Source organism: Brevibacillus sp. LEMMJ03 (assembly GCF_007197875.1).
GTDB lineage: Bacteria > Bacillota > Bacilli > Brevibacillales > Brevibacillaceae > Brevibacillus > Brevibacillus thermoruber.
This window is the reverse complement of sequence record NZ_VKJN01000002.1, coordinates 151,783-163,779: the sequence shown is the minus strand read 5'-3', so window position 1 is coordinate 163,779 and position 11,997 is coordinate 151,783. Positions and strand designations below refer to the sequence as shown.

Genomic DNA, 11,997 nt, shown 5'->3' with positions numbered 1-11,997 from the left:
CGATTCCATGATGGTGAAAAGCGGGAGGGAGGATGGCCATGCTGCCCCAACATGTGCGAGACCGGCTGCGGGCGATCGTCGGAGAGGCCCACTGCCTCGACAGACCGGAAGCGCTCGTCGCCTATTCCTATGACGCCACGCCGATGCACCAGGCGCTGCCGGACGCGGTCGTGATGCCCAAAGACACGGCGGAAGTACAGCAGGTGATCAAGACGGCGGCGGAAGCGGGCATCCCCGTCGTCACGCGGGGAGCCGGTTCCAATTTGTGCGCGGGAACGGTTCCGGTCGGCGGGGGAATCGTCCTCGTGCTCAACCGGATGAACCGCATTCTGGAGATTGACGAACAAAATCTGACGATTACCGTGCAGCCGGGCGTGCGCACGTCCGACATCCATCAGGCGGTGGAAGCACGCGGCCTGTTTTACCCTCCGGACCCGGGCAGCATGGTCGTCTCCACCATCGGGGGGAACATCGCGCTCAACTCCGGAGGCTTGCGAGGACTCAAGTACGGGACGACCAAGGATTACGTGCTCGGCCTGGAGGCGGTGCTGCCCAACGGCGAGGTGATCCGCACCGGCGGGAAGCTGATGAAAGACGTGGCCGGATACGACCTGACCAAGCTGCTGGTCGGCAGCGAAGGCACGCTGGCGGTGATCACCGAAGCGATTCTCAAGCTGATTCCCAAACCAGCCGTGCAGCGCGTCATGCTGGCGACGTTTGCCAACCTGACGGAGGCAGCCCGGACGGTCTCCGACATCATCGCCAGCCGGATCATTCCGGCGACGCTGGAGTTCATGGACCAGGGGACGCTCCGGGTGGTGGAGGATTTCAAGCGGATTGGCCTGCCGACGGACGCGGCCGCCATGCTGTTGATCGGACAGGACGGAGACCCGGAAACGGTGGACCGGGACGTGGAGCAGATCGCCGCCATCTGCCGGCAAAACCGGGCTGTTCAGGTAAAGGTGGCGACGAATGCCGAGGAGGCGGACGAGGTGATGACGGCGCGGCGCAGCGCACTGGCCGCGCTCTCCCGGCTCAGGCCGACGACGATTCTCGAAGACGCCACCGTACCGCGCGCCGCGATCACGCCGATGGTGGAAGCGATTCAGCGGATCGCCGCCGCATACAACGTGCACATCTGCACGTTTGGCCACGCCGGGGACGGCAACCTGCATCCCACCTGCATGACGGACGCCCGCAACCCCGACGAGATCGAACGGGTGGAACGGGCGTTTGAAGAGATTTTCGCCGCTGCAATCGAACTGGGCGGCACCATCACCGGAGAGCACGGCGTGGGCATCGTCAAGGCTCCTTATCTGGAGTGGAAGCTGGGGGCCGCCGGCGTCGAGGTGATGAAGGCGATCAAACGGGCGTTTGATCCGAACAATCTGCTGAATCCGGGCAAAATGTTCGCCCGGGAGAGCCGGAACAGAGTGGTGGTCAACCATGCACAGCGCTGACTGGAAAGCGGCGCTCGATTACGAGGAACTGTCCAACTGCATGCGCTGCGGCTTCTGCCAGCCGGCCTGCCCCACCTTTCGGGAGACCGGCTACGAGGCGGCCTCGCCGCGCGGCCGCATCGCCTTGATGAAGGCGGTGGCCGACGGCATCCTGGAGCCGGATCAGGACGTCGTCGACCAGATGAGTCTCTGTTTGGGCTGCCGCGCCTGTGAGCCGGTCTGTCCGGCCGGGGTCAAGTACGGGAAGCTGATTGAGCAGGCGCGGGAAGCGATCGAGCGGGAGCGCGTCCATTCGTGGCCGGTGCGGCTGCTGCGCTGGCTGGCGTTTCGCCAGCTCCTTCCGCGACAGGACCGCCTCTACCTCGCCGGCAGGCTGCTCCGCTTCTACCAGCGCTCCGGCCTGCAGCGGCTGGCTCGCAGGCTGGGCCTGCTTCGCCTCCTGCCCGAGCAGATGCGGACGATGGAAGCGGTTCTCCCTGAAGCGGCGGGAAAGGGATTGACAGAGGCGATGGGAACCGTCGTGCCCGCCAAAGGGGAGAAGAAGCTGCGAGTCGGCATGTTTCGGGGCTGCATCATGGACGTCCTGTTCCACGAGACCAATGTGAACACGGTCACACTGCTGGCGGATGCCGGATGTGAAGTGGTGATTCCGCCTGGCCAGGCGTGCTGCGGAGCGCTCCACGCCCACAGCGGGGAGCGGGAGCAGGCGCGTCAGCTCGCCAGGCAAAACATCGCCGCCTTCAAGCAGGCGGACGTGGAGCTGATAGTCTCCAACGCGGGCGGCTGCGGAGCCCTGCTGCAGGAGTACCACCATTTGCTGGAGCACGATCCCGCATGGGAGGCAGACGCGGATTGGTTTGTCCGGCGCGTGCGGGACATCAGCGAAGTGCTGGCCGGGCTGACGGGGACGCCCCCTCTGCAGCCGCTGCCCAAGCGCATCACCTACCAGTCCTCCTGTCATTTGCGCAATGGCATGAAGGTGACCAAAGAGCCGGTGAAGCTGCTTCAATCCATACCGGAGGCGACGTTTGTCCCGCTGTTCGAAGCGGACCGCTGCTGCGGCTCGGCCGGCATCTACAACCTGGTGCAGCCGGACATGGCGGGACGGATTCTGGACGAAAAAATGGGCCACGTGGCTGCGACGCGTGCGGACATTCTGGTCACGTCCAACCCCGGCTGCCTCCTGCAGATGAAAGCGGGCATCGAGCAGGCGGGACTGGGGGACCGGATGGAGGCGGTGCACCTCGTCGATCTCCTGGCGCGCGTGCGGCGCGACGCGGAAACGGAAGGGGAGCGCCCTTCCATCGACGCCGTGACGCAAATCTGATTCACAGCCGGATGCGGCAGAAAACCTGAACAAAGCGGTCTGGATCGGCACGTTCCGATCAGATCGCTTTTGCATGTTCAGCAAGGCGGCGGGAAACGACAGAAACGGCCAGTCCATACGTTATCGTTCGACAATGTTCTGCCCGGCATATGAAAATCAAAAATAGTAACAAAATATAAAAGAATACAAAATCGGTGACTTTGAAAAATTCATGTTACTATAAAATCCACGGCTTCATTTCGACTGCAGGCCTACGTAACCGCTTTAAAGAAGGAATCTTTTCACATTGAGCCGGTCGAGACGTGTCTGGTAAGATAGGTGTGGATAATCGACAAAATTCGACAATTATTTGTCGATTTTTTGTGCGATATAGATTATAAAGAAAGGATAGCGAGGTGTCAGGATGAAACGATATGGACTGGCCATTCAAATTGTCATTGGTCTTGTGCTTGGTATCCTTGTGGGCGCCCTGTTCTACGGGAATCCTGCGGTGGCTACCTTCCTGCAGCCGATTGGCGACGTGTTTATCCGGCTGATCAAAATGATCGTCGTGCCGATCGTCATCTCCACCCTGATCGTGGGGGTTGCCGGCGTGGGCGACGTGAAGAAGCTGGGGAAAATCGGCGGGAAGACGATTCTGTATTTTGAAATCGTTACCACGATTGCCATTATTGTCGGTCTGCTGGCAGCCAACCTGTTCCAGCCGGGTGTCGGGGTGGACATGTCCCAATTGACCAAGACCGATATCCACAAGTACGTGGAAACGGCCGAAACCTCCCAGAGCCACGGCTTTATTGAGACTTTTGTCAACATCGTACCGAAAAACGTCTTCGAGGCAATCGTCAAAGGGGACATGCTGGCCATCATCTTCTTCTCCGTCCTGTTTGGGCTCGGGGTAGCGGCGGCCGGAGAGAGAGGAAAGCCGGTGCTGAATTTCTTCCAGGGCGTGGCCGACGCCATGTTCTGGGTGGTAAACGCGATCATGAAATTTGCGCCGTTCGGCGTATTCGCCCTGATCGGCGTAACCGTTTCCAAGTTTGGTCTCTCGTCGCTGGTCCCGCTGGGGAAACTGATGATTCTCGTGCACGCCACGATGCTCTTCTTCGTGGTTGCGGTGCTGGGTGTGATCGCCCGCATGAGCAGCATCTCCATCTTCACCCTGATCAAAATCCTGAAGGACGAACTGCTGCTGGCATACTCCACGGCCAGCTCCGAGACGGTTCTCCCGAAGATCATGGAAAAGATGGAACGCCTCGGCTGTCCGAAGGCGATCACCTCTTTCGTGATCCCGACGGGGTATTCGTTCAACCTGGACGGCTCCACGCTGTACCAGGCGCTGGCGGCCCTGTTCATCGCCCAGATGTACGGGATCGACATGCCGCTCAGCGCGCAGATTACCCTGGTGCTGGTCTTGATGGTCACCTCCAAAGGGATCGCCGGCGTTCCCGGTGTCTCCTTTGTGGTACTGCTGGCCACCCTTGGTTCGGTGGGCATCCCGCTTGAAGGACTGGCCTTTATCGCCGGGATTGACCGTCTGCTGGACATGGCCCGCACGGTGGTCAACGTCATCGGCAACTCGCTGGCTGCTGTCGTCATCTCCCGCTGGGAAGGGCAGTTTGACCAGAACAAAGCAAAAGAGTATATCCGTGAAACCACGACACAAGTGGCGTAACGCGTTACACGCCTCCTGCAGAATGCCTTCTGCGGGGGGCTTTTTTGTTGTGTCGGCACCCCCGGGAAACCTGCCCGAAGGCGGAGGATGTTGCAGCGGATGCTCTTCGTTCGGGCCAGCCGCTCGGAAAACGTTTCGCGGCCGGCGATGCTCCAGCAGGAATGCAGCCGTCATCTGCCGAAGGGGTAGGGACGAATGGGTTGGCAGTCTGCAGCAGACCCAGCATGCGAGGAGGAAGAACATGAAAACAGACAAGTACAGCGTCGGCGTGATCGGCGCCGGCGTCATGGGAGAGCGCATGATGAACGCCCTCTGTTCACACGAGCGGTTTTGCCTGACAGCCGTCGCGGACGTCTCCCCCGACCGGGCAAAAGAAGCGGCACGACACGCGGGAGGAGCCTCGTGGCACACCGATCACCGCGAACTGCTGGCCCGGGAAGGGCTGGATCTGGTGTATCTCGCCGTTCCCCCCAAGTTCCATCATCCGATCGCGCTGGACGTGCTGGCGTCGGGCCGGCATCTCCTGTGCGAAAAGCCGCTCGCCAACACGACGAAGGAGGCGGAGGAGATGCTGCGGGCGGCAAGGGCGGCCGGGGTGATCCACGCCATGCACTTTCCGCTCTACTACCGCCCCGTCTATGCCGAGCTGAAACGGCGGCTTGAGGCGCTGGGCACCATCAGGCGGATCGACATCGTCACCCATTTTCACCAGTGGCCCCGTCCGTGGCAGCAGACGGCGTGGCTCTCCGGCCGCGAACAGGGCGGATTCATCCGGGAAGTCCTGCCGCACTTTCTCCATCTCACGCAATCGCTGTTTGGGCGGCTGCGGGTCGTCCGTTCCGACGTGGAATACCCCGCCGACCCGCTGGCCTGCGAGGTGGGCGTGAGCGCCCTGCTGCAGGTGGAAGACGGGACGCCGGTGACGATCAACGGGTTGAGCGGGATTGCCCGCCAGGAGCATTTGTCGTACACCGTCTACGGGACGGAAGGCACCCTCTCCGTGGTCAACTGGGGCACGCTCCTGGCAGGCGGTCGAGGCGAGCCCCTTGCCGAAGTGCCGCTCCCTGATGAAAATCGGCTGCATCAACTGCTGGACGAGCTGGCCGCCGCCCTGGATGGCCGCGAAGCCAGACTGATCGGATTTGAGACGGGGGTGGAGGTGCAAAACGTGCTGGACGCCCTGCTGGATTTGTCATAAGACGCCGCACCCGAATGTCCGGGCGGGCCCCCGGCTGCAGGAAAAGAGCACTTCCGTTCCGGAAGTGCTCGCTTTATTTCGACGCGGAGGCGTCACGGCCGGGCCAAAGCGATGGTGATCGCCACCTCGTCCGTGTCCGGCCGCCGTTCCGTTCATGATTTGCCAATTGGGGGAGATCGTCGAGCGGAGCCACTCGACGTCCGCCCGTTTCAGCCTGACTCGCTCCAGATAATCTTCATGAACCGCGTAGTCGCGCTCTGCCTGCTGCTGAAACTTCAGGGAGAGCAGGGTTTTGATTCCGTTGAACGTGGAAAATTTGATCTGATAGCCGTCGCGGACGGCCCGCTCAAACAGGTCCCATTGGCTTTGGGACAGATCGAGAAGATGCGCGAAATCAAAGCGGCCGTCTTCGATTTGTTGGAACGGGCGGATATCTCCGCTTTTGAACCGGTCAATGATCTCCTGATCCTCTGTCCCGTGCGCGCGCAGTACCTCAAGCGAAATCGCTTCCCACTGTGACAGTTTGACGTGTGCCATGATAACAGCCTCCTTTTGTGCGGCGTGTCCGATGCATCTCTTCTCCTTGTTCACCAATCGGCCCGATCATTCCTGCCTGATGACGAACGGATCGGCGGGGCGAAAAGAGCGGCGCGGCAAAGAGCGGAGCGGCGACTACCGCTTCCGGCCGGCGCGGCCCTTGGGCTGGATGCGGACCTGGACGCTGCCGGGGACGTGTTCGGGATGGCCGAACAGACTCGACACCCTTTTCATTTTATGTCAGAATATTGTCAGTTTAGCTGACTTGAAAGGGGGAGAGGGATCTTTCGATGAGTTGGTTTGTATCCGGGTTTTTCCTGTCGCTTTCCCTCTGCCTGGATCTGGGGATTGTCAACGTCGCGATTTTGCGGGCCGGTGTTCAGCGGGGAATGCTTCCGTCCTTTCTGATCGGAGCCGGTTCCAGCTTCGGCGATCTCTTCTACGCGCTGCTGTCCATGGCAGGCATGTCGCTGTTGATGAACAATCTCTATGTCCGCTGGGGATTGTGGCTCGGCGGGACGGTTATCCTCCTCTCGATGGCCTGGAGCATGATCAGGGAGTTTCGCCGTCCGAAAATAATTGATCTGGACGAGCGGAGCGGACAAGAACCGGAACACCGCCAAGGCTGGAAGGATTTCACCTGGGGATTGGGGCTTGCGCTCGCTTCGCCCTCGGCCATTCTCTGGTTCGCCACGGTCGGCGGAAGCGTGATCGCGGCCTCCCAGGGCCATTCAGCCAGTTCGCTGTTTTTGTTCTTTTCCGGATTTTTCACGGCTTCCGTCCTCTGGTCGCTGTTTATGGCAGGGGTGTCCAGTCAGGGAGGAAAATGGCTGGGACCGCGCCTGGTTCGCGGGTTCTCCCTCTTGTCCGCGCTGCTCTTCCTGTTTTTTGCGGGCAAGGTGTTCCTGGACGGCTGCCGTACGCTGTTGTAAGGCCGAGACAAGTCTGAGCGAAAACGGGTGAGAAAACGTGAACGACGAAATGCTTGACATCTACGACGAATCCGGCCAGCACACCGGAGCGGCCCCGCGCGGCGAGGTCCACCGCTGCGGATACTGGCACAGGACGTTTCACTGCTGGATTTATCGCCGGGACGGCCAGCGCGTCTTCCTCTTGTTTCAAAAACGGCATCCGGCAAAGGACACCTCGCCCGACAAGCTGGACATTACTTCCGCCGGCCACCTGCTCGCCGGTGAAGAGCCGCGGGACGGGGTCCGTGAACTGGAAGAAGAACTGGGCCTGTCTGTGCCGTACGAGCGGCTGCATCCCATCGGCATGGTCAGGGACGTATCCGTCGAGCCAGGAATTGTCGACAAGGAACTGTGCCACGTCTACGCGTACGAGTGCAATCAGCCGCTGGAGCGCTACCGGATTCAACAGGAGGAATTGACCGGTCTGTTTTGGGTGGAGCTGGAAGAGGCCGTTCGACTCTTTCGGGGCGAAATCCCCGCCGTTCGGGCAGAGGGGCTCCGATGGCGGGCGGACGGGACCGCTTCACGGATCGTCCTGGAAGCCCACAAAGCCGATTTTGTCGCCCATGAGGAGAGCTACTACCGGACCGTGTTTGCCGCCGTGAAACGGTTGGCTGCGGGTGCGGAAGACGGGGCGTTCTGAACGTACGGGAGACTTCCATCCCCACAACGGCTTTTGACCGGGGCCGGTTCGGCACCGGCTGGGAAGGCCCAACAAGGCTTGATTTATCCCTGCGTATGACCTATAACGAATCATGTAGGAAATGGTGCCAAACAGGATCGCTTCCGGGCATCATCTGTGCTGCCCTCCCATATAGTGGTACTAAATGGGAGGGGGAATGCAGCGTGTGGGCTTCGTTATACGTCTTTTTCTTTTTCATGCTCATTGTGTGGGGCGTGGTGGAACTCCTCTTGCGGTTGATCCGTCGCGATTCGATCATACACGACAAGAACCAGTTGTGGGAAAAGTTTCCGCTTACGCTGCAGGACATGCACTACCCGACAAAGAAAAAGTAAAGAAGCGCCGGCTCATCGGCGCTCTTTTCCTGTACGTCGGCAGAGGATGTCTGACATGATCGCTTTCATACCGCCAAGCAGGGGTGAACGTCGTGGATCGCTGCGTCACTATGCAACAACGGGAATATTTCCGTCTGAAACTGGACCCGCCTCTGTGCGCGGACATGACCATCGTCATGATCAAAGGAAAGACGCTGGAAGTCGGCAGCACCAAAGTGCTGATTGAAGACATCAGCGGCGGCGGGCTTCGCTTTCTGACCCACCTGAAGCTGCCCGTCCACGATCAGCTCGTCCTGCAGTTTGACACGGAAGTGTTTTCGCAGTGCCTGCAGATGTACGGACACATCGTGCGCAGCGCGCAGTGGGACGTCGGGATCAACGAGTACGCGGTCAAATTGACGATGGAAGAAGCGGTGCACCGGGAAATCAACCGGGTGGTCAATCGCTTGGCCATCCGCCTGAGGCAGAAAGGGGCGCTGCCCGACGGTTCGTTTTTGCAGGGGGACAGAAGGGAGTACCTGACCGCGATCCGCTTGATGGAGGAGCAGTGGATGTGAACACGCCAAAACCTCATCCCAGGCGGATGAGGTTATTGGTCGGACGGTCGACCTATTTACCGAGCGGTGGGCGGCAGCGCCGGCGGCACGTAGTTCAGCTCTTCGTCCGTTGTGATGTAGTCCGTGTTGACCATCAGCAGCAGATAGCGTCTGCCCGTTTGCGGATCGCTGAGGATGATGTGATCGCGTCCCGCGGCTTCCAGGCGGCCCCGGAAGATTTTGGCGTTCCATTGGGTGTTGTTCTCGAACGTTTGGTAGACGGTGATTACTTTGCCCAGATTCAAGCGGAGGATGTTCTCGATGTAGGACTCCTCTACGAACTGCCCCGGCGCCAACGGCGTTCCGGGGATGAAGGACCCGCTGGGCGGCATCGGCATCGGCATCACCTGCTGCTGCTGTGCCGTCGGATACGGATAAGACGGCGACGCATACGGATCGACATACGGATTCGCATAAGGCGGGTAAGGAAATTGCTGGCTCATGATGAACTCTCTCCTTTAGTAAACTCGTGGACAATCTTGCGGGGTAGGTACAAAGAAGCAGTGCGCTTTGAAGCGTCCTGCATTTCGTTGATTATACCACTGGGGCGGACAGTTTCCGGCCGGCCGGAAGAACCACAGCGCGTTTGAGGCAGGGTGCTGCCGTTCGCCGTTGATGTTGCGTCTGGCCAATCGCCTTTCCTTGTCCCGGGCGCGCTGGTAAAAGTACGGCTTTTGCACCGCTTCGAAGCCGCCAGGCGATTGGAACACCATCTGGCTCATCGTGCGGATGCCGCGAAAGTCAAGGCAGTTGGCGAGGATGCGGTTGACGCCGACGTTGCCGACCATCAGCATGCCCAGGACCCCTTCGCCTTCCGCTTCGGCGCGCATCAGTCTTGCCAGCATGTCTACATCCCTGCTGTTCGCTTTAATTACGGCCATTGCTTCACCTCCTCCGAAAACTCACACTTACAATATACGGACGGCGCGCCGGTAGGTGAATGTCCCGCCATTTTTTTGTCGGCGCTGCCATGCCCCGTAGCAAAAAGACGCGCCTCGCAGCAGCTCTGCGAGGCGCGTCTTGCTTTTCACGCCGGGTAGCGGCGGTTACGCCGATTTTTTCCGCTTTTTCCAAATTAGCCAGACAATGGCCACCAGGGCGCCGATTCCGAGCACGGTCACCTCCAGGTAGTTGTCCAGCAGCACCTTGGCATGTTTGCCGTAGAGGTGGAACAACAACCCGATGAGGAAAAACTTGATGCCGCGTCCCAGGATGGCAAACAGCATCAGCTTCGTCAGCGAGTAGTTGAACACGCCGCTCAAAATGGTAAAGACTTTGAACGGAATGGGCGTAAACGAACCGATCAATACGGCGGCATCGCCATTCTTGGCAAATTGCTCCGTCGCCATCGCCGTCCACTTCTCAGGAAGCAGCTTTTGCAAGAGCGGTTTGCCCAGCCATTTGCCCAGCATGTAGCCCACCGGCGCCCCGAGGATGGAACCGGTAAACGCGACGGTGGCGTACCGCATGGCGGAAGCGGGATCGATCAGGCTCATCCCGATTTGCAGAAAAAAGGGCGGGACAGGCACGATAAACGAGTCCAGAAAGGCGAGGCCAAACAATCCCCATATGCCGTACTGCATAAAGATGTGCGTAATTTGTTCGAACATGAGCGTCTCCTTCAGGAGGTTTTCCTCGTCTGTCGCTTTGAGAAGAACCAGCTTCTGCGAAAGGACTTCATCCGGCGTTTTTCTTCATTATACAGGAAACAGAAGGGTTTCTGTAGTTATATCCTATGACAGGCTCTCTCCAGACAGAATGATTTTTGGTGCGGTGCAGCCATGCTTTTCCGACAAGGTATTACGTGGCTGACGCCGAAAGGTTACCCTCCATTTTCCGGAAACCTTTGTGTTTTTCTCGTGCGCTTCTATCCGCTGGCCGTTTCGGACATACTGTTAGGGATTTGGAAAAAAGGAGGAAACCGTCATGATGCAACCTCATCCGTACGGAGCCCATGAAGTGATGGAACTGCACGAGGCGCTCACCTGCGCGATCGACGCGCTGAACACGATGCAGTTGTACACTCCCTATATCCGCGACCCGGAACTGGCCCAGCTTGTCGGCTACCAGATGCAGTTCATGCAAAACGAATACAACAGCATGGTACATACGGTACACGGGCTGGGAGCGGGCGACAGCCTGCCGTACCGGCCCAGCACGCAGGCGTGGCGGACGCAGGCCCCACCATCGTCCGCCGCGGCCCAACCGCCAGCGGCTCCACAGCAGGCCGCTTCTCACCAGCCCAATGCCCACCCGGATCAGATGGACGATCACGATGTGGCGTCAGCCGTGCTCGGCCTGCACAAGGCGGGGGCCAAAGCGAAAATGGCCGCGGCGCTGGAGGCGGCCCATCCGCACCTGCGCGGCATGCTCCTGCAAGGGGCGGTCAACTGCGCCCAGCAGGCCTACGACGTGTGGCGGTATATGCAGCGGAAGGGCTACTATCCGCTGGCGACGCTGCGGGAGGAGACGAGCGCCCAACTGCTGCGCGGCTATCAGCCGGCAGCCGTGGACGGACAGATGGCGATGTCCGAGCAGGTTCCGCCCTTCGCGTCCGTCCAGCCGCAGACCCGGCCGGCCGTCGACAGCGTGCTGACGAATGCGGTCGATCCCGGAGTGGCCGCCGTGCAGCAGACGCCGCCGCCGTCGTCCCTGCATGCCGGCGGAGCGGCGGGCCAGCCGGTCAATGCCAGCCAGATATTTTCCTCCTCCGCCTATCGTCAGGAGCATGCCGGCGTACCGGCAGGCGAAACGGCGATGATCGCCGGACAGGACGCCGCGATGACGGCGGATCTGACGGGAGAAATGTCCCGTGAAACGGAGGAGCGGCAGGCAAAAAGGCGCAAAAAGGATACGCCTCCCGATTCGTCGGTTGGTCAATAAGTTCCAGATCGGACGTTGACGATGGGAAAGATTGTCTACTACTATAGAGGTACAGTCCATACAACGGGAGGTACCGATGAAAACGCTGGGATCGGGGAAAGTCATCTACTATGCACCGGATGGGACAACCCTGGAGCTGAAAGGGGAAATAGACGTCCGCGGGGACCGTGTGGCCGTCACGGAGATTATCTATTTTAATGGAAAGCCAAACGGCGCGCGGGAGATGAATCTGCCGCTCGCCCAGTCGGTCATTTACTGGGAACCGGAAGTGTACGAGGAAATCGGCTTCGAATAGAGTTGACGCAACCTTGCCAATAGGCAGGGTTGCTTTTTTGT

General features: G+C 59.8%; 14 protein-coding genes. 10 read left to right on the top strand and 4 right to left on the bottom strand.

The annotated features are described in order from the left end of the window. The first annotated feature begins 38 nt into the window (after window positions 1-38). From FOI68_RS03375 to FOI68_RS03360, 4 genes are all read left to right on the top strand, one after another. Complete coding sequence (locus FOI68_RS03375; RefSeq protein WP_143862323.1) at window positions 39-1,460, top strand: FAD-linked oxidase C-terminal domain-containing protein; 1,422 nt, start codon at window positions 39-41, stop codon at window positions 1,458-1,460. Beyond that, on the top strand, window positions 1,447-2,787 hold the full coding sequence (locus tag FOI68_RS03370; protein WP_143862322.1) for a (Fe-S)-binding protein: 1,341 nt from the start codon (window positions 1,447-1,449) through the stop codon (window positions 2,785-2,787). The genes FOI68_RS03375 and FOI68_RS03370 overlap by 14 nt, the downstream gene beginning before the upstream one ends. Window positions 2,788-3,190: 403 nt before the next feature. Then, the gene (locus FOI68_RS03365; RefSeq protein ID WP_143862321.1) at window positions 3,191-4,459 is read left to right on the top strand and encodes a cation:dicarboxylate symporter family transporter; all 1,269 of its coding nucleotides are present in this window, start codon (window positions 3,191-3,193) and stop codon (window positions 4,457-4,459) included. A 241-nt stretch (window positions 4,460-4,700) separates the two neighbouring features. Further along, window positions 4,701-5,657, top strand: coding sequence for a Gfo/Idh/MocA family protein (locus FOI68_RS03360; RefSeq protein WP_044898361.1), 957 nt, complete (start codon window positions 4,701-4,703; stop codon window positions 5,655-5,657). Here the strand turns inward: FOI68_RS03360 and FOI68_RS03355 are convergent. Further along, entirely contained in the window at window positions 5,652-6,194 is a 543-nt protein-coding gene (locus FOI68_RS03355) for a hypothetical protein (protein ID WP_255433352.1), read from the bottom strand. The genes FOI68_RS03360 and FOI68_RS03355 overlap by 6 nt on opposite strands. Window positions 6,195-6,484: 290 nt before the next feature. Between FOI68_RS03355 and FOI68_RS03350 the strand changes: the two genes are divergently transcribed. The 4 genes from FOI68_RS03350 (at window position 6,485) to FOI68_RS03340 (ending at window position 8,739) form a co-directional block, all read left to right on the top strand. Continuing rightward, window positions 6,485-7,126: a LysE family translocator gene (locus tag FOI68_RS03350; protein ID WP_044898362.1), complete on the top strand. Its 642-nt coding sequence runs from the start codon at window positions 6,485-6,487 to the stop codon at window positions 7,124-7,126. A 37-nt stretch (window positions 7,127-7,163) separates the two neighbouring features. Then, the gene (locus FOI68_RS03345; RefSeq protein ID WP_143862320.1) at window positions 7,164-7,808 is read left to right on the top strand and encodes an NUDIX hydrolase; all 645 of its coding nucleotides are present in this window, start codon (window positions 7,164-7,166) and stop codon (window positions 7,806-7,808) included. A gap of 203 nt (window positions 7,809-8,011) precedes the next feature. After that, entirely contained in the window at window positions 8,012-8,182 is a 171-nt protein-coding gene (locus FOI68_RS23255) for a hypothetical protein (protein WP_156110529.1), read from the top strand. 110 nt (window positions 8,183-8,292) lie between these two features. Next, complete coding sequence (locus FOI68_RS03340) at window positions 8,293-8,739, top strand: PilZ domain-containing protein (protein ID WP_035288582.1); 447 nt, start codon at window positions 8,293-8,295, stop codon at window positions 8,737-8,739. A 56-nt stretch (window positions 8,740-8,795) separates the two neighbouring features. On the opposite strand, the gene gerQ is transcribed toward FOI68_RS03340, so the two are convergent. The 3 genes from gerQ to FOI68_RS03325 form a co-directional block, all read right to left on the bottom strand. Beyond that, the gene (gene gerQ, locus FOI68_RS03335) at window positions 8,796-9,221 is read right to left on the bottom strand and encodes a spore coat protein GerQ (RefSeq protein ID WP_029097677.1); all 426 of its coding nucleotides are present in this window, start codon (window positions 9,219-9,221) and stop codon (window positions 8,796-8,798) included. Between the two features lie 15 nt (window positions 9,222-9,236). Next, the gene (locus FOI68_RS03330; protein WP_044898364.1) at window positions 9,237-9,659 is read right to left on the bottom strand and encodes a cell wall hydrolase; all 423 of its coding nucleotides are present in this window, start codon (window positions 9,657-9,659) and stop codon (window positions 9,237-9,239) included. Window positions 9,660-9,824: 165 nt separating this feature from the next. Then, a complete protein-coding gene (locus FOI68_RS03325; protein WP_035300552.1) occupies window positions 9,825-10,388 on the bottom strand; it encodes a YqaA family protein in 564 nt (187 codons plus the stop codon). A 316-nt stretch (window positions 10,389-10,704) separates the two neighbouring features. Between FOI68_RS03325 and FOI68_RS03320 the strand changes: the two genes are divergently transcribed. Beyond that, on the top strand, window positions 10,705-11,661 hold the full coding sequence (locus tag FOI68_RS03320; protein WP_052660222.1) for a spore coat protein: 957 nt from the start codon (window positions 10,705-10,707) through the stop codon (window positions 11,659-11,661). Between the two features lie 76 nt (window positions 11,662-11,737). Beyond that, window positions 11,738-11,956, top strand: a complete 219-nt coding sequence (locus tag FOI68_RS03315; RefSeq protein ID WP_029097674.1) for a hypothetical protein — start codon at window positions 11,738-11,740, stop codon at window positions 11,954-11,956. The last annotated feature ends 41 nt before the right edge of the window (window positions 11,957-11,997 follow it).